19 protein-coding genes are annotated in these 17,728 nt (G+C 51.6%); all 19 read right to left on the bottom strand.

The window, feature by feature from the left end; all coding sequences use genetic code 11:
- Complete coding sequence (gene flgG / locus CCE92_RS02435; RefSeq protein ID WP_088005931.1) at window positions 1-960, bottom strand: flagellar basal body rod protein FlgG; 960 nt, start codon at window positions 958-960, stop codon at window positions 1-3.
- Window positions 961-1,035: 75 nt separating this feature from the next.
- A complete protein-coding gene (locus CCE92_RS02430) occupies window positions 1,036-1,404 on the bottom strand; it encodes a TIGR02530 family flagellar biosynthesis protein (RefSeq protein WP_088005930.1) in 369 nt (122 codons plus the stop codon).
- A gap of 15 nt (window positions 1,405-1,419) precedes the next feature.
- The gene (gene flgD, locus CCE92_RS02425; RefSeq protein WP_088005929.1) at window positions 1,420-1,881 is read right to left on the bottom strand and encodes a flagellar hook assembly protein FlgD; all 462 of its coding nucleotides are present in this window, start codon (window positions 1,879-1,881) and stop codon (window positions 1,420-1,422) included.
- Window positions 1,872-3,173 (bottom strand): flagellar hook-length control protein FliK, encoded by a 1,302-nt coding sequence (locus CCE92_RS02420; protein ID WP_162287797.1) that lies wholly within the window; start codon window positions 3,171-3,173, stop codon window positions 1,872-1,874. The genes flgD and CCE92_RS02420 overlap by 10 nt, the downstream gene beginning before the upstream one ends.
- Window positions 3,174-3,200: 27 nt before the next feature.
- Entirely contained in the window at window positions 3,201-3,767 is a 567-nt protein-coding gene (locus CCE92_RS02415) for a MotE family protein (protein WP_162287796.1), read from the bottom strand.
- 7 nt (window positions 3,768-3,774) lie between these two features.
- Entirely contained in the window at window positions 3,775-4,221 is a 447-nt protein-coding gene (gene fliJ / locus CCE92_RS02410) for a flagellar export protein FliJ (protein WP_088005926.1), read from the bottom strand.
- A gap of 2 nt (window positions 4,222-4,223) precedes the next feature.
- Window positions 4,224-5,534, bottom strand: a complete 1,311-nt coding sequence (gene fliI / locus CCE92_RS02405) for a flagellar protein export ATPase FliI (protein WP_088005925.1) — start codon at window positions 5,532-5,534, stop codon at window positions 4,224-4,226.
- Window positions 5,531-6,295, bottom strand: a complete 765-nt coding sequence (fliH, locus tag CCE92_RS02400; RefSeq protein ID WP_162287795.1) for a flagellar assembly protein FliH — start codon at window positions 6,293-6,295, stop codon at window positions 5,531-5,533. Before fliH ends, fliI begins: the two co-directional genes overlap by 4 nt.
- Window positions 6,288-7,301, bottom strand: coding sequence for a flagellar motor switch protein FliG (fliG, locus tag CCE92_RS02395; protein WP_088005923.1), 1,014 nt, complete (start codon window positions 7,299-7,301; stop codon window positions 6,288-6,290). The genes fliH and fliG overlap by 8 nt, the downstream gene beginning before the upstream one ends.
- A 15-nt stretch (window positions 7,302-7,316) precedes the next feature.
- A complete protein-coding gene (gene fliF, locus CCE92_RS02390; RefSeq protein ID WP_088005922.1) occupies window positions 7,317-8,897 on the bottom strand; it encodes a flagellar basal-body MS-ring/collar protein FliF in 1,581 nt (526 codons plus the stop codon).
- Between the two features lie 42 nt (window positions 8,898-8,939).
- The gene (gene fliE, locus CCE92_RS02385) at window positions 8,940-9,245 is read right to left on the bottom strand and encodes a flagellar hook-basal body complex protein FliE (protein WP_088005921.1); all 306 of its coding nucleotides are present in this window, start codon (window positions 9,243-9,245) and stop codon (window positions 8,940-8,942) included.
- A 15-nt stretch (window positions 9,246-9,260) separates the two neighbouring features.
- On the bottom strand, window positions 9,261-9,710 hold the full coding sequence (gene flgC, locus CCE92_RS02380) for a flagellar basal body rod protein FlgC (protein ID WP_088005920.1): 450 nt from the start codon (window positions 9,708-9,710) through the stop codon (window positions 9,261-9,263).
- A gap of 2 nt (window positions 9,711-9,712) precedes the next feature.
- Window positions 9,713-10,096 (bottom strand): flagellar basal body rod protein FlgB, encoded by a 384-nt coding sequence (flgB, locus tag CCE92_RS02375; RefSeq protein WP_088005919.1) that lies wholly within the window; start codon window positions 10,094-10,096, stop codon window positions 9,713-9,715.
- Window positions 10,097-10,504: 408 nt separating this feature from the next.
- Window positions 10,505-11,284, bottom strand: coding sequence for a GTP-sensing pleiotropic transcriptional regulator CodY (gene codY / locus CCE92_RS02370; RefSeq protein ID WP_088005918.1), 780 nt, complete (start codon window positions 11,282-11,284; stop codon window positions 10,505-10,507).
- Window positions 11,285-11,365: 81 nt separating this feature from the next.
- On the bottom strand, window positions 11,366-12,763 hold the full coding sequence (gene hslU, locus CCE92_RS02365; protein WP_088005917.1) for an ATP-dependent protease ATPase subunit HslU: 1,398 nt from the start codon (window positions 12,761-12,763) through the stop codon (window positions 11,366-11,368).
- Entirely contained in the window at window positions 12,760-13,308 is a 549-nt protein-coding gene (gene hslV / locus CCE92_RS02360) for an ATP-dependent protease subunit HslV (protein WP_088005916.1), read from the bottom strand. The genes hslU and hslV overlap by 4 nt, the downstream gene beginning before the upstream one ends.
- 13 nt (window positions 13,309-13,321) lie before the next feature.
- Entirely contained in the window at window positions 13,322-14,215 is an 894-nt protein-coding gene (xerC, locus tag CCE92_RS02355; protein ID WP_088006013.1) for a tyrosine recombinase XerC, read from the bottom strand.
- A 68-nt stretch (window positions 14,216-14,283) separates the two neighbouring features.
- On the bottom strand, window positions 14,284-15,594 hold the full coding sequence (gene trmFO / locus CCE92_RS02350; protein WP_088005915.1) for an FADH(2)-oxidizing methylenetetrahydrofolate--tRNA-(uracil(54)-C(5))-methyltransferase TrmFO: 1,311 nt from the start codon (window positions 15,592-15,594) through the stop codon (window positions 14,284-14,286).
- A gap of 41 nt (window positions 15,595-15,635) precedes the next feature.
- A complete protein-coding gene (gene topA / locus CCE92_RS02345) occupies window positions 15,636-17,708 on the bottom strand; it encodes a type I DNA topoisomerase (protein WP_088005914.1) in 2,073 nt (690 codons plus the stop codon).
- Between the last annotated feature and the right edge of the window lie 20 nt (window positions 17,709-17,728).

Here is a 17,728-nt window from a genome sequence, read left to right as displayed (position 1 = left end):
TCATCGTTTGAGATTCATCAGTTCCTGCAGGATTTCATCCGAAGTGGTTATGATTCGGGTGTTCGCCTGGAATCCCCGCTGAGCGACGATCATTTCAGTGAACTCTTCCGAAAGATCGACATTGGACATTTCGAGGTAGCCCGATTCAATCGATCCGATCCCCGATTCCTGCGCCGTCTGAAGAAGAGGATCTCCGGTGTTCGTGGTGCTTCTGAAATAGTTGCCCCCCACTTTTTCAAGTCCCGCCGTATTCGGGAATTTTGCCAATACGAGCTGTCCCGCCCAGCGGAGTGCCCCTTCCGAATCGACGAATGTGACGTTACCATGCTGGTCGATGTTCATGCTCTGGGCATCTGTCGGGATCATAAGGGGACCGTAAGCTGTCCCGCCGCCCTGCGGCACGCCGTCAATCTGCACAGGTGTGAGATCCGGTATGTGGTTGTTTTCACTGTCCAGGTTCTGTCCCGCTCTTGCCGGGTCTTTGGAAACAGCCGATGCGAGCGGATAATCCCCGCCTGGAGCCACAGTGGCTGCTGCGCCGACCAAGTACTTTCCGTCCGCGTTTACGATGCTTCCTTCACTGTCCATATAGAAATTGCCCGCCCGCGTATAAAGCGGATTATTGAAGACATTACCGTCCATATCCGCCATCTGGAAGAATCCGTCACCGGCGATCGCGAGGTCGAGCCCTCTTCCGGTCGACTGGAGCGCACCGGCATTATGGATCGTGTCGATGGCAGCCATCTGAGAGCCAAGCCCTACCTGTTTCGGGTTGATGCCTCCCCGTGCATCCGTCCCCGCCGAGGCGCCCTGCATCGTCTGTGAAATCATGTCTTTGAACACCGTCCGGCCTTTTTTGAAGCCGTACGTATTTACATTTGAGATATTATTGCCGATCACATCGAGTTTTGTCTGGAAGTTTTTCATTCCACTGATTCCGGAGTACATTGAACGCAACATTTTTGGTTTCCCCTTTCGATTTCGGCCGCTTCGGTCAGTCCGCGGTCCGCCGGCATCCCATTCAGGGTCCTGCCGTCAGTTCAGCACAATGGTGCCGTCGATATTGGTGAATATTTGTTCTTTGGCTTCCTGTCTGTCCATGGCTGTGATGACTGTGGCGTTTTTTGCGCTAATGATGAGCGCTGCCTGCTCCAAAAGGACAAGCGATTCCTTTACCCCTTTATTTTTCGCCTCAAACACTTTTTCTCCGACTTTTTTCCATTCTGTTTCAGAAATACGGATGTTCCGTTCTGCCAGCCGTTCCGCCGCATGCCGGCTTATTTGAAGATTTCCCCCTGCTTCATGGAGCCGCTGCAGGAAAGACTGTTTCGGATTCACCTGCGGACGGAAAGTTGTCTGCTGGACCGGCCCATGTGGCAGGGATGGTCCTATGTGAATGCCCATCGATGGTTCACCTCCTCAGCCGCCGATGACTTCAGAGATATTCGCAGGGACAAGTTTCTTGCCGTCTTCCAGCAGGAACTCCACCGAGCCATCGACAAAGCGTACGGACGTGATTTTTCCTTCACCTTCCGCTGTTTCAGGTTTGCCGGTTTCAGCCATTTCACCGGTCAATTCATGCCATTTGACAGTTTTTCCGATGAACGAGCTGTATTGGATCAATTGGTTCTGCTGCTGGGCTGCCGCAAAAGACTCGAATGATTTGGACAGGTTCATGGTCTGTTCCAATGCTGAAAATTGCGCCATTTGTGCAATGAACTCACGGTCCTGCATCGGATTTGTTGGATCCTGGTTTTGCAGCTGTGTGATGAGGATTTTCAGGAAATCGTCTTTGTCCAGACTGCCATTGGATTTTTCAGCGATATTTAGCTGGTCCGCCGCCGGCACGTAATACCCTTGAGATATTGTTTTCATATCCATACATTTTCCGCCTCCAATTCCAGTAGAAATTCATTGAATTCCGTTTCAGGGTCGTTCCTGTTCTCCCTCTGTTCCTGCGGTTCCTGACCGGCGGATTGCTGCTGCCGGTTTTTGCCGGATGCATCCTGGAGGGCCTGTGTGATTTCGATCCGATCCACTGCCACGTTCTGCTGGAGGAAGGCCTGTTTCAGCTGGGAAAGGGATGAATCGAGCATTTCTTTGCCATGGGCGGTCGAAGCAAGCAGCTGGACTGTGGAAACGCCTTCCCGCTGGACGATTTCAAGTCTGATCATTCCTAAATGACCGGGATTCAGCCGGATCAGAAGTTTTGAAGCTCCATTAGCCTGGCCGAATTTCGCTCGGTTCAGTAACTTTTCGAACTCCTGTGCAGGAAGCTGGCGGGCGGGTTCCTGCTTTTCCGCCGGTTTTATGGAGGCTCCGGACCTGTTTTCATGCAGCAAAGGCGACGACTGTGTTTCTTCGGAAGAGCTTTTCAAAGTACTTCCTTCCCCGCCCCCTTTTACTTGGACAGATTGCTGCTTCACAGCCGGATGGACCGGCTTAGATTCGGACTGCCGCCGTTCTCCGCTTACTTCTCCAGTTTTCTGAGCCGCAGCAGCAAGAGATGCGGATGGACGGACCAAAAAAGGTGCCCCGCTGAACATGGGGGCTTTCGCCCTGCCCCCTGCTTCATGCGCCAATTCTTTCAGAAGAAGACTGATATCCCTCATTGCGGATTCTTCCGTATGGGACAAAACTGGTTTGACGGCGCTTTTCTGAGCAATTTTCAGCACTTTCACTGCAAAAAGAAGCGCTTCGGCTTCGATAGGGGTGCTTGTGCCGGTCCCTTTTCCGGCAATCGCCAGCAGTTTTTCACCAGCTTCAAGGATGTGGGCGACAGCGGTCTCCAGCCGATCAGTCGGTTCCACTTCGGTTCCAGTCAGTTCGCTTAGCTGCTCCGCCGCTTGGCGCTCTTCCATCTTCAGTTCCGCCGCCAGTCCAGCGACCGTAATTCCCTCCAGATCACCCTGATCGGCCAGTCCTGCAGCAATCCGGGAAAGTTCTTCAGGAAGTTCCTTCTCCGCCTCAGCAGAGGTGGAATCCGATCCGAGCAGTGCCGCAAGCTCAGCAAGTGCTGCAGGAACCCCCGCCGGGTCTTGTTCAGCCTGCACTTTTTCAGCTGCAATCCCGCTGAAGACAGCGCCGAACGCAATCCCGGTCTCTTTTTTCATTTCGGTCGGGACCAACGTGGATTTCCCTGTGTGCTGCGGAACGATTAAGCTGATGTTCATCTGTTCACCCCCTCTCATCGTGAAGCTTCAATTGGAAAGCTTTTCAGTGAAGTCAGCTGCCAGTTCCGGATCCATTTTCTCAAGAAAGGCAGCTGCCGTTTCAGGCGTCAGCTGCTGAAAGATCCGGAGTGCTTCCGTGGTTTCCATCGCTGAAAGGATCGGAGCCGCAGATTTCGCTGACATCGCTTCAAACGTGGCCACCACTTCTTTGAATTCCGTTTCCTCCAGCTCATCCGTCCGCTCCAGGACCGCGATTTCGTGGAGCAGTTTTTCCTGTTCTGCCAGCAATTCACTGTTCAGTTGTTCACTGGCTTCCAATTCCGCCTGCAAGGTCGAGATTTCCGCTTCTTTTTCCTGGATGGTCTGCTGAAGCTCTTCCGCAGCCGGCAGCACTTGTTCCGTTTTTTCAGTTTCTTCTCCTGAAAACAGCAGGTCTCCGGTAAGCGGGGCGAGTTTTTCAGTGATACTCCATCCCAGCACTTGAGCGACTGTCAGGAAAACCGCAAGAGCGAACAAGGCGGGTATGACCCCCCATGAGAAAATCAGCAGCGCTTTTCCTGGTTTCTTTACGGATGTACTTTCTTTCCCTTTCATCATCCCTTCACCAGTTTTCCCGGTTGAAGAATTGGGCGGATGCCAGTTCGTCGGTTCTGATCATCTCAAGGCGGTCGCTTTCCTGCTGGAACCGCTCATAGTCCTTTTCTTTCATCTTTTCGTATTTCCGGATTTCCTGCGTTTTTTCCAGCAATTTGTCTTCATGCCACGCCATATTCGTCCGCGCTTTCTGTACCCGCCGCTGCATGAATTCGATGGAACTTTCCAGTCCTTCAATGAAAAATGCATAGTGGCGCACAGCGGTGACAGAAAACCCTTTTTTCATTTCTTCCTGCTGTGTCCGGATGGTATCTTCTTTCCTCTTCAGCAATTCGTAAAGTTCAGTCGCTGTCTTTTCGAACTGATCCACCGCTGCCTGGTAGGCCAATTCGACCTCCGTCTTTTCCTGCTCCCTCAGATTCAGCACCTGATCGAAGCGGTAAGCGTATCTCATAGTCACCCTCCATTGAACGCCAGTTTCTCAAGCTGTGAAATGCTTTCCTCTAGCCGGATGTTTTCCAAGTAGCCCTGTTTCAGGAATTCCGTTATCAAAGGTTCATAACGGATCGCTTCGTCCACTTCCTGCGAAGTTCCTCTTTTATAGGCGCCGATGTTGATCAAGTCTTCATTTTTGGCATAGGTGTAATAGAGGTCACGAATGCGCTCGGCGGCCGTCTTATGCCTGTCATCCGCGATGTGATTCATGAGGCGGCTGATGCTTTTCAAAACGTTGATTGCGGGAAACTGCCCTTTATTCGCCAGCGTCCTGTCTAATACGATATGACCATCGAGGATCCCCCGGACGGTATCGGCGATCGGTTCGTTCAAGTCATCACCATCCACCAGCACGGTGTAAAAAGCAGTGATGGAACCATGCATGTTCGTACCTGTCCTTTCGAGCAATTTCGGGAGGACGGAAAAGACAGAAGGGGTATACCCCCGGGTAGCGGGCGGTTCTCCCACAGCCAAGCCGATTTCCCGCTGCGCCATGGCCACTCGGGTGACCGAATCCATCATCAGCATGACGTTCAGCCCCCGGTCCCTGAAATATTCCGCAATCGCCGTTGCAGTGAAGGCGCCTTTTATTCTCATAAGGGCCGGTGAATCGGAAGTAGCCGCAATGACGATCGACCGTTTCAGTCCGTCCGGCCCGAGATCGCGGTCGATGAATTCGCGGACTTCCCGGCCCCTTTCACCGATCAGCGCGATTACATTCAGATCCGCGTTCGTATTGCGCGCGATCATACCGAGCAGCGTGCTTTTCCCGACGCCGGAACCGGCAAAAATCCCGATACGCTGTCCTTTTCCGATGGTGAGCATACTGTCGATAGCCCGCACGCCGACCGCCAGTTTTTCATCGATCGGCGGCCTGGACAGCGGATTCGGCGGTTCCTGTTCCGTCTTGGTCCGGACAAGCCCTTTCGGCAGCTGCGCTCCATCGAAAGGCTGACCCATCGCATCCAGTACTTTACCGACCAGCTGAGGGCCGACGCTGATTTCCAGCTGGTGTCCCTGAGCTTCCACCAGGCAGCCCGCTGCGATGTCCCGGATAGAGGAAAATGGCATAAGGACGACAGAGTCGCCTTTAAATCCGACCACTTCCGCGGCGATGGTTCCTCCATCACTAAGTCTGATATGGCAAATATCCCCGATTGAACTTTCAGGACCTTGCGATTCAACCATCAGGCCGACCACCCTGGAAACTCGGCCTGATTTTTTCAGTGTGCGGATTGACGGGATCCGGCTGATGAGCTCTTCCGCTTTCATCCTGTTCCTCCTGTCAGCATGTCAGTCAGTTTGGTCCGCAGTCCGCTCAATTGTTCATCGATACTGAAATCAATCCGGCCGAAATTCGTTTCGATAAAACCGGCGGTCTCTTCAAGTCCGTCTTCCGCGAAAATGATCAGCGGGATATCTGCAGGCAGGAGGCTGACGAGCTCCTCCCGGTTTTCCGTCAGAAGACGGTACCGGGCAGGCGGGATGAATACCTTCACTTTGTCCGCTTCCCGGGCTGCTTTTATCGCTTTTTTAACCAGCGGAATATACTTCTCTTCCGCTTCAGCGATTTCCGTATTCATGATCTGCTCAGCCGATGTCAGGGCAAGCTCCAGGATAATCCGTTCCTGGTCCTCTAAATAAGCTGCCGCCTGCTGTTCGGCAAACCGGACAGTTTCGTTCGCTTGTCCGATGGCTTCCGTGACGGATTCGAACCCTTTACTGCGACCTTCTTCGAATCCTTGCTGGAACCCTTCCTCGTATGCTTGCTGCTGGAGCTGCTGCTTTTCTGTATCCCAAGAGCTGCGGGCGGAAACCATTTCATCCCGGAAAGCGTGATAGCGGTCTTCAAGCTGCCTGAATCCCTCATCCAGTCTCCGCTGCTGGGCATCCAATTCCTTTCTTTGTTCATCCAGCAACTGTTTTTCCGCTTCGCTTTGTTCTTCAGGCGAAAAAAAGTCCCGGATCAGCATCGTGCGGATTTCGATTTCTTTTGTATCCCTTGTGATGGCGGGACGAAGAATTTTAGACAATGAGCTCGTCCCCTCCTCCGCGGGCAATGATGATTTCCCCGGCCTCTTCCAGACGCCTGATAATGCTCACGATGCGTGATTGCGCATCCTCCACATCTTTCAGGCGGACCGGCCCCATGATTTCCATTTCTTCCCGGAAGTTCTCTGCCATTCGGGCGGACATGTTCCGGAACAGGATATCTTTCACTTCCTCACTCGACACTTTCATTGCCAAGAGCAGATCGGTATTTTCACAATCCCGGATCACCCGCTGGATGGACCGGTTATCCAAGGTCACGATATCCTCGAAGACGAACATCCGTTTCTTGATTTCTTCAGCGAGTTCCGGATCGCGGATTTCAAGCGCATCGAGGATCGTTTTCTCTGTCGCCCGGTCTACGCCGTTCAACACTTCGACCACCGCATCGACTCCGCCTGTGACGGAAAAGTCCTGTGTCACGGAAGAAGACAGCTTGCGCTCCAGAACCGCTTCGATTTCGCTGATGATTTCAGGGGATGTTGAATCCATCGTCGCAATCCGCCTCGCAATATCCGCCTGTCCTTCCTGAGGCAGCGACGATAGGATTACACCCGCTTGCTGCGGGTCTAGGTAAGACAAGATCAGCGCGATCGTCTGCGGGTGTTCATGCTGGATAAAGTTCAGGATCTGCGCCGGTTCAGCCCTTCGTGCGAAATCGAACGGCCGCACCTGCAGAGAAGACGTCAGCCGGTTGATGATCGTCTGCGCGTGGTCTTGTCCAAGGGCCTTTTCGAGAACCGTTTTCGCATACCCGATGCCCCCCTGCGATATGTAATCCTGAGCAAGGGCAATGTTATGGAATTCTTCGATGATTTCTTCTTTCACTTCAGGTTCAACTTTTTTCACGCTGGAAATCTGCAAGGTCAGCCGCTCGATTTCTTCTTCATTTAAATGCTTGTAAATACTGGCGGAAGCTTCGGGACCCATGGAAATGAGGAGAAGGGCCGCTTTCTGTTTTCCTGACAGTCCTTTTTCTTTACGTACCAATGCTCCCTCTCCTTATCAGTCTTCCGCAATCCATGTACGGAGCAGCTTCGCGAAATCTTCGGGCTTTTCTTTCGCCATCTTCTCGAGCTGTTTGCGCCGCATGGATGCTTCCGTTTCTTTTTCTTCTGAAATATCTTCCACTTTCAGCTGCTCAGTCATCGCTTCCAGTTCCGCGATTTCCTCTTCTTCAGCAGCCCGTCGCGAGCGGATGACCATTATGGCGAGTACGGCGATAATCAAGGCCAGCACCCCGCCCGCCGCGAAGATCCACCAAGGCAGCACCGGCTCATCCGCCGGTTCAGGAGTTTCAGCGACCCCATAGAATGGGTGGACAGAAACGGCGATTTTCTCGTCAATCCGTTCTTCCGTCAGTTCGCCCGCCGCTTCCTTGTCAATAGTGGTCCGGACGATCGTTTCCAATATTTGTTCGATATCTGCGAGCACTTCAGGCGGAAGTGAATCGATATCCGCCGGGTCCGGCGGCTCAACCATCACCTGTAAGCCGATATCCCGGATTTTGTAGGGACTTTCAACGATTTCCTTCCGGATCCGGTTCACTTCGGAATTAATGGTCTCTTCTATTTTCTCATAATCGCCGCTTCCGGCTGTCCCAGCGGCATATTGAGTTTGGTTGTCGGTCCCGTCCATTCCTGGCACGCCGCCAGCGGCATCCGTCCCGGAATAAGTTTCCGTAATCCGCTGTGTGCTGATCGCAATGCCTTCCATGTTCTCTTCATCGACCGGTGTCACAAGGTTCTCTTCCCGCCGTTCGGATTGAAAATCGATGTCTGTCGTAACCGACACCGCCACATTGTCGAAGCCCATCATCGTGCCAAGCATCATTTGCACTTGCCGCTGGAGATCCCGCTCAATCGTTTGCTTGATTTCCATTTGGTTCGTAACTGATGCACCGGCTATTGTTGATTCCTTATCGTAGTATTCAAAAAACTGGTTCGTAATTACAATATTTTCCTCTTGTAAATTAGGAATACTTTTTGATACTAAGCTATAAAGGGCTGTGATCTGTTGTTCGGTGAATTTGTGGCCGGGTGCGGTATTCAATACGATGGAAGCGGTCGACAGACCGGCCGGTTCGTCGAGGAATACTGATGCTTCCGGCATGGAGATCATCACATTGGCTCCATTGACGCCCTCCACTTCCGAAATCAGATCCGCTAACTCACTTTCCATCGCTGCGAGTTTCATAACATCGAATTCATTGTCGGTCATACCGAATCCGGCATTTTCCGAGAAAAAGGAATAATCGATGATGCCGGATTCCGGAAAGCCTTCTGCAGCCAGCTGGACGAGCAGACCATCCGCAAGTTCTTCAGGCACCAATATGGAAGTGCCTCCCGGTGCTATTTCATTCACCACACCCTGGGCATCGAGCGCTTCTTTGATTCTGCCGATTTCCGCCGGCGCCACGTCGGAATAAAGCGGGACAAGAGTCGTCTTCGTGGTGAAGTAAGTGATGGCTGCGGCAAGGAGAACGATGCCGATCAGCATCCCGAGAATGGTATTTTTCTGCATCCGTGTGCGGCTCTGCCAGTACCGGGTGAAATTATCTTTGGTTTTCGACATGCGTTCGTTCATGCTGTTCCCCCGGTCTCCTCAATCTCTGTTTCCTCAGTCGGATCAGACTGGCATTCTCAGTATTTCCTGGTAAGCTTCGATCGCCTTATTTCGGATCTCCATCGATGTGTTCAGCATGACACTCGCTTTCTGAGCGGTGATCATGACATCATGCAGTTCGACTTGTTCGCCCTGGACCAGTTTTCGGGTCATGACATCAGAAGCTTGCTGTGCATTGTTCACTTCGCCGATAGCATTCTTCAGCATCTCGCCGAACGCCTGCTGCGTCTCAAACGGAGATTTTCTTTCTGTCTGGCCGGATGGCATGAGCATTTCCGGCTTCATCATGGATACCGATTCGATCGCCATGTTGTTCCACGTCCTTTATCTTCCGATTTCCAAAGCTTTTGTCAGCATCGATTTATTTGCGTTGAATACCGTGACGTTCGCTTCGTATGAGCGCGTGGCCGACATCAGATCGACCATTTCTTTCAGCGGGTCGACGTTCGGCAGTCTTACATAGCCGTCTCCGTCTGCATCCGGATGGGCAGGATCAAAGACGAGCTTGAATGGTGTCTCGGTATCTTCATGGATAGCGGTCACCTTGACTCCGGCAGGTCCTGCTGAACCTTGGGCTTTTTGCAGGAAAGAAGAGAAACTGCCGGAACCGGATGAAAGTTCTACTGTTTTCCGGCGGTAAGGCTGCCATTCGCCGTCCTCCAGCCGTGCGCGCGTCGTTTCCATATTGGCCATGTTCGATGAAATGACATCCATCCTGAGGCGCTGTGCCGTCAAGGCGGATGCAGTTATATTCATGCTTTTAAAGATCGACAAGATCAGCGGCCTCCTTTCACGACACTTTGCAGTGTATTGAATTTGCTCGAAATCCGGTCGACCAGTGCGTTATAGTAGATTTGATTTTCGGCCAGCGCCGCCTGCTCCTTATCCATGTCCACGCCGTTGCCATCATGGCGGTAACTGAAAGGGGATGACCGCTGCCCTGCAGAGAAGCCGGTTTCCGCAAAAGGGATATGGCGGCTGTTCGTACGGTAAGCTTCCATTTTTTTGGCGTCTTCAAGAAATGAATCGAAACTGACTGTTTTCGCCTTGTATCCCGGTGTATCCACGTTTGCGATATTGCTGGCGACCGCCTTCTGTTTGGCCGCTGCATATGTCAGCCCTTGTTCCAGACTGCTGATTGAACCTCCGAATAAATTCATCCACATGCTCCTGTCCGACATAATTCGTCATTTTTACGGGTACCGATTAGCTTCTTCATTGTAATGAACTTGTAATATAGTGTCTATGCGATTCAAATACTTTTTAATAGGTTAATCCGCCCATTTTGCTGTCATTTTTACCTTAGCTGTTTCCCTTTTGGCTTACAGGTTTCCCACTGTTTTGTAAGTCCGGTGCAAAATAAGTTTGTCAACCGCGTTAACAGGCAGGTGGTCCTGTTTCTTTTTACTCATTCCTATCAAATTTAATTTTTTCCTGTTTTATAAAAATAACTGTTATCCCTGCTTTAACCTGTTTCTTGAGATCTCGTGCGGTCGATCCGGCAGCATGAAAAAGTCAGGCCAATAAAAAAAGACCCGCTTCCGCAGGTCCTTCAGGTCTTATAGGCATTACTGCATTTTCAGCTGTTCAAGTTCAGTCAGGAATTTGGCGTTCAGGACTTTGATATATGTCCCTTTCATACCGAGAGAACGGGATTCGATCACACCCGCACTTTCCAGTTTGCGCAGCGCGTTGACGATGACGGAACGGGTGATCCCGACACGGTCGGCAATTTTGGAAGCGACGAGAAGCCCTTCATTGCCGTCCAGTTCTTCAAAGATATGCTCGATCGCTTCCAGTTCACTGTATGACAGTGAGCTGATCGCCATCTGCACAACCGCTTTGCTGCGTGTCTCTTCTTCGATCTGTTCCGATTTTTCCCGCAGGATTTCCATACCGACGACAGTGGCACCGTATTCACCGAGAATGAGATCATCATCCCCGAATTCGGCTTTCACGCGTGCCAGGATCAATGTGCCAAGACGTTCACCGCCGCCGATGATCGGTACGATCGTCGTCAGGCCGTCCTTGAAGAACTCCCGGTTTTCAACAGGGAACGCAGTGTACTCGCTGTCAATGCTCAAGTTGGGCGAAGTTTCATTGATATTGAACAAGTTCTTCGTATACTCTTCCGGGAACTGCCGCTGTTCCAGCATGTTTTTCATGCGGTCATTTTCAATCAGCTGATTGATGGCAATGCCGAGAAGCTTGCCCTTGCGGCTTACCACAAAAACGTTACACTCGATGACGTTGCTTAGCGTCTCCGCCATATCATTGAAACTGACCGGTTTTCCGGCCGATGCCTGAAGCATGGAATTGATGCTTCTTGTTTTGTCTAATAAACTCATTAAAGGGTCCTCCTAAAATTTCTATGTTCTTATAAACTATTCTAAAGGTTTTTAATCTTGTTGAATACAGAAACGATTCAATTACAGAATAAATTGTGACAGATCTTTGTTCTTTGCTACTTCCGCCAGCTTGGAATCGACGTATTGGGGTGTAATATCGATCGCCGACGGGCCGATTTCCGACGCTTCAAAGGACAATTCTTCAAGCAGCCGCTCCAGGATGGTGTGCAGCCGGCGCGCGCCGATATTATCGGTGTCCTGGTTCACTTCAAAGGCGATTTCGGCAATCCGGGTGATCGCCTCCGCAGTAAAATTGATGCTGACACCCTCGGTCTTCAAAAGCGCCTTATACTGCTCAATAAGGGAATGCTTCGGTTCCGTCAGTATTTTCACGAAATCTTCCACGTTCAATTTTTGGAGTTCCACACGTATCGGGAATCTTCCCTGAAGCTCCGGGATGAGGTCCGACGGTTTCGACATATGGAATGCTCCTGCCGCCACGAACAGGACATAATCCGTTTTTATGGGACCGTACTTTGTATTCACGGTCGATCCTTCCACAATCGGCAGGATGTCCCGCTGTACTCCTTCCCTGGATACGTCAGCAGACTGGGATGAACCTTTTCCGGCAATTTTATCCATTTCGTCAATGAAGATGATGCCATGCTGTTCTGCGCGCTGTACTGCTTCCTGTGCAAGATCTTCATCGTCAATGAGTTTAGCGGCTTCTTCTGCAGTCAGCACCCGCCTCGCTTCTCTCACCTGCATGCGGCGCTTTTTCTTCTTTTTCGGCATGAGAGAGGAAAGTGCCTCCTGCATATTCGCTCCCATGTGCTCCATACCCGACCCTTGCAGTGCATCAAACATGGACGGAGGCTGTTCTGTCACTTCGGCCGTCAGCCACTCCTCCTCCAGTTTCCCGGCTTGGAGGTCAGCGGCGATCTCTCTCCGTTTTACGCGGATCCCCACTTCTGTCTCAGGATCGAAATCTTCCTGTTCATTGTTTTGCCCGAACAGCATCTCGAAAGGGTTTCCGGTGTTCTGTTTCTTCTTCATTGAAGGCACAAGAAGCCGGACGATCCGTTCTTCTGCCTGTTTTTCCGCCTGCTCCTTCACTGCTTCCATGCGTTCTTCCCGCACCATCCGCACGGCGGACTCCGCCAAGTCGCGGACCATCGATTCAACATCCCGGCCGACGTAGCCCACTTCCGTGAATTTCGTCGCTTCGACTTTGATGAAAGGCGCGCCGGTCAGCCGGGCGATCCGCCGGGCGATTTCCGTTTTCCCGACACCGGTAGGCCCGATCATCAAAATGTTTTTCGGAATGATCTCATTCTGCATTTCTTCGCTCAACCGGCTCCGTCTGTAACGGTTGCGCAGCGCGACAGCGACAGAACGCTTCGCTTCCTTCTGTCCGATAATATGGCGGTCAAGGTGCTCAGTGATCTCTCTCGGGGTCATCGCCTGTCCTTTATTCATGTTGACAGCTCCTCCAATATGATCTGATGATTCGTATAGACGCAAATATCCGCTGCCGTTTCGAGTGCCGATTGCGCGATTTCCGCCGCCGTGAGCCTGTCACCGGCGAATTTCTTCAGTGCCCGTCCGGCAGCGAGGGCGTAATTCCCGCCAGATCCGATCGCAAGGATACCGTCATCGGGCTCGATCACTTCGCCGGTCCCTGAAACGAGGAGCAGCTGATCCTCGTTCATGACGATCAGCATCGCTTCCAGCTGGCGAAGAATTTTATCGCCGCGCCATTCTTTTGCCAGTTCGACAGCCGCCCTTCTTAAATTGCCGTTGTATTCGGTCAGTTTGCCTTCGAATTTTTCGAACAGGGTGAACGCATCAGCCACCGATCCCGCAAATCCGGCTACGACTTTCCCGTCGAAAAGTCTGCGGACTTTTCTGGCGGTATGCTTCATGACCACTGCATTGCCGAATGTCACTTGTCCGTCTCCGGACATTGCGGACTGGCCTTTATGCCTGACCGCGAAAATCGTTGTTGCATGGAATTCCTGCATGACTTCTCCTCCTTCAAGCTCTCGGATGCGCATTCAAGTACGTGCTGCGAAGATGTTCTTTTGTGACGTGTGTATAGACTTGCGTGGAAGAAAGATGGGCATGTCCAAGTAATTCTTGGACCGTCCGCATATCCGCGCCATTATTCAGCATATGGGTGGCAAACGTATGGCGGATCATGTGCGGATAGATCGCGGTGTTCAGCGCCGCCTTTTTTATACAGTCCGACAGAATATAACGGATTCCGCGGTCAGTCAGAGGTTCCCCCCGGCTGTTGACGAACAGGTAAACATGATCCGTGTTCTTCATCAGCTTAGGACGCGCTTCCTCTATGTAGTGTTCCAGCGCTTCACGGGCAAACTCCCCATAGGGGATATAGCGTTCTTTTTTCCCTTTGCCAAGGACCTTCACGATATTCATTGCCCGGTCCAGGTCGCCGATCCGGATGGATGTGCATTCACTGACCCGCATACCCGTTGCATAAAGCAGTTCGAGGAGGGCCAGATTCCGCTGAGATAATTTATCATTTCCTGAGACCGATTCAAACAGCATTTCCAGTTCCTGTTCGTAAAAAAACTGTGGCAGACGTTCTCGTTTTTTAGGATGGTGCAGTGACTTGAACGCCTCTTCATTCAAGCCGAACTCTCTGCTGCCGTATTTAAAAAACGACCGGACGGCCGAAATTTTTCTGGAAACAGTAGCTCTGGAAAACGCCTGTTCGTACAGCTGTGTCACGTAATTGCGGGCGTGCAGGTATTCCACTTCCCGGATTTCTGAAAGGCCTTCCGATTCCAGGAACGAAAAAAACGACTCCAAATCTTTCCGATAATTCGAAACAGTATGCGCGGAATAGTTTTTTTCCAGCTGGATATACGTCATGTACGAATCAAGCATCGCTTCTTTCTTCATTTGATGCATCCGCCTTTCTCCACAACAAAAGCCTCTAAATTATATCAAAATTTAGAGGCTTTCTGCAATCAAACCGGCACACGGTTCATAAAATTTTGAATTGTTGTCAATGCGCGTTCAGCGTGTCTCTCTGCCCGCTCCTGCTTAGACTTGATCCGTTCCCCAAGGTCCGGGAATAATCCGAAGTTGATGTTCATCGGCTGGAAATTGTTTCCGTCGGCTTCTGTAATGTATCGGGCCATGCTCCCCAGTGCCGTTTCAGGCGGGAACACGAGAAGGTCCTCTCCGAGGGCGAGCTTGGCTGCGTTAATGCCGGCCAAGAGGCCGCTGCCTGCCGATTCCACATATCCTTCCACCCCGGTCATCTGTCCCGCAAAAAACAGTTCCGGTTTTTCGCGAAGCTGATACGTCGGTTTCAGCACGCGCGGTGAATTGATGAATGTGTTCCGGTGCATGACACCGTAGCGGACGATTTCCACGTTTTCCAGGCCGGGAATGAGGCGAAGCACTTCTTTTTGCGCCCCCCATTTCAGGTGAGTCTGGAAGCCGACGATATTATACAGCGTCCCGGCTGCATCATCCTGCCTAAGCTGGACAACCGCGTACGGCCGCTTGCCGGTCTTCGGATCTTCCAGCCCTACCGGCTTGAGCGGACCGAACGTCATTGTCTTCTCTCCGCGGGCGGCCATGACTTCGATCGGCATGCAGCCCTCGAAGTAAATTTCCTTTTCGAATTCCTTCAGCGGAACCACTTCCGCTGAAATCAGCGCTTCATAGAATCGCTGGAACTCTTCTTTGTCCATCGGACAGTTCAGATAAGCGGCTTCCCCTTTATCATACCTCGATTTCAAGTAAACCTTGTCCATATCGATGCTGTCTTTTTCCACGATCGGTGCAGCGGCATCATAAAAATACAAGTAGTCTTCCCCGGTGAGGGTCCGGACTTTTTCTGCCAGCGCCGGCGAAGTAAGGGGGCCGGTCGCAATAATGGTGATCCCTTGCGGAATGTCTGTCACTTCTTCGTTGATCACTTCGACGAGCGGGTGGTTCCGGACTTTTTCCGTCACGGCTCCCGCGAACTCGTGCCGGTCGACAGCGAGAGCGCCACCCGCCGGTACCGAAGCCTTATCTGCCGATTCAATGATGACAGAATCCAAATGGCGCATTTCTTCCTTGATGACACCCACCGCATTCGTCAGTGCGTTCGCCCGGAGCGAATTACTGCATACCAGTTCCGCGAATTTGTCTGTATGATGCGCGGGAGTTTGTCTGACCGGCCGCATTTCATACAAACGGACATTGACGCCCCGTTTGGCGATCTGCCATGCAGCTTCACTGCCCGCGAGACCAGCGCCGATTACATTGACTGTTTTCGTCATTCATTCCACCCCTATTCTCTGATAGCCCGCTGCCGGACAGCTCAGGCCGTTTCTTCCTTGTAGTCGCACTCCGTACACTGGATCTGGACGCCTTTTTTCGATCGTTTTTCCACCAGCAGACTGCTGCATTTCGGACATGGCCGTTCGACCGGCTTATCCCAAGAAATGAACTCACATTCCGGGTAACGCTCACATCCGTAGAAAATGCGGTTCTTTTTGCTTTTTCGTTCCACGACTTCGCCTTCTTTACAAAGCGGACATGTCACGCCGGTTCCTTTTACGATCGCTTTCGTATTGCGGCATTCCGGGAAATTGCTGCAGGCCATGAATTTTCCGTACCTGCCCAGTTTGTAGACCATGGGAGACCCGCATTTTTCGCAGTCTTCACCTGCCGGTTCATCTTTGATCTGCACTTTTTCCATTTCTTCTTCCGCGACATCCAAGTATTTCTCGAAATCCTTATAAAATTCATCAATAATTTCGACCCATTTGACATTGCCGTCTTCGACTGAGTCCAAGTCCTGTTCCATTTTCGCCGTGAACTCAATATTGACGACATCCGGGAAAAACTCGACCATGAGCTCATGGACGATTTCACCCAATTCGGTCGGCATAAAACGTTTGGCATCCATGGCGACATAGCCGCGCCGCTGAATCGTGTCGAGCGTAGGTGCGTATGTCGATGGCCGGCCGATGCCCAGTTCTTCAAGCGTTTTGACAAGACGGGCTTCGGTGAACCGCGGAGGAGGCTGCGTGAAGTGCTGTTTCGGTTCAATATCCGTCGCACTGACCGAATCCCCTTCCGTCAGTTCAGGCAGGACACTGTCTTTTTCTTCTTTTTGATCATCGGATCCTTCGACATAGAGCTTCATGAACCCTGGGAACTTCACTTGGGAGCCGTTTGCCCGGAAAACCGCATCGCCATTCTTCAATTCTGCGAGGACTGTATCGAGCACTGCCGGCGCCATCTGGCTCGCCATGAATCGTTCCCAAATCAATTTATACAGCTTGTACTGATCTTTTGACAAGAAATCCTTCACAGACGCGGGCGTCCGTGAAACACTGGTCGGCCGGACAGCTTCATGTGCATCCTGCGCTTTTCCGGATGGCTTGGCCTGCCCTTTCACTGAAAGATACTCGCTGCCGTATTCTTCCGAAATGAATGCGCTGGCTTCATTTTTGGCGGTATCCGAAATCCGGGTGGAATCCGTCCGCATGTACGTAATGAGACCGACAGTCCCTTCTTTTTTCCCCAATTGGATTCCTTCATACAGCTGCTGGGCGAGCATCATCGTTTTCCGTGCCCGGAAATTCAGCTTGCGGGCCGCTTCCTGCTGCAGAGAGGAGGTGGTGAAGGATGGAGAAGGATTGCGTTTCCGTTCTTTTTTTGTCACGCCGATGACTTCAAACGAGTTTCCGTCCATCCCCGCAAGGACCCGGTTCACTTCTTCTTCGGACTTCAGTTCCATTTTCTTTTCGGCGGTCCCATAGTATTGGGCGGCAAACGATTTTGAGTCTTTCTCGAATTCCGCCCCGATTGACCAGTATTCTTCCGGCGTGAAGTTCTTGATTTCATTTTCCCGGTCGATAATGAGCCGGAGCGCGACGGATTGGACCCGGCCGGCTGACAGCCCTTTCTTCACTTTTTTCCAGAGGAGCGGACTGATGCTGTAACCGACAAGTCTGTCCAGCACCCGCCGGGCCTGCTGAGCATCCACCAGATCCATGTCGATGGCCCGCGGATGCTTGAAGGATTCCTTAATTGCATCTTTCGTGATTTCATTGAAGACGACCCGGCAGTCCGATTCGACGTCGATATTCAGCGCATGTGCCAAATGCCAGGCGATCGCTTCCCCTTCTCTGTCGGGGTCAGCTGCGAGATAGACTTTCTTCGCCTTTTTTGCTTGGGTTTTCAGTTCCTGAAGGATGGGGCCTTTTCCGCGGACTGTGATGTACTTCGGTTCGTAATCATGTTCCACATCAACCCCCATCTGGCTTTTAGGCAGATCGATCAAATGACCGAGGGATGCCTTCACTTTATACTTCTTTCCTAAATAACGTTCAATCGTTTTCGCCTTTGCGGGCGACTCTACAATGACTAAGTAATCAGCCATACGTGTTCCTCCTTACTAGA

It is taken from the genome of Indiicoccus explosivorum (genome assembly GCF_002167005.1).
Classification (GTDB): Bacteria; Bacillota; Bacilli; order Bacillales_A; family Planococcaceae; genus Indiicoccus; species Indiicoccus explosivorum.
The sequence above is the reverse complement of the archived record's forward strand: the minus strand, read 5'-3'. Positions and strand labels throughout refer to the sequence as shown.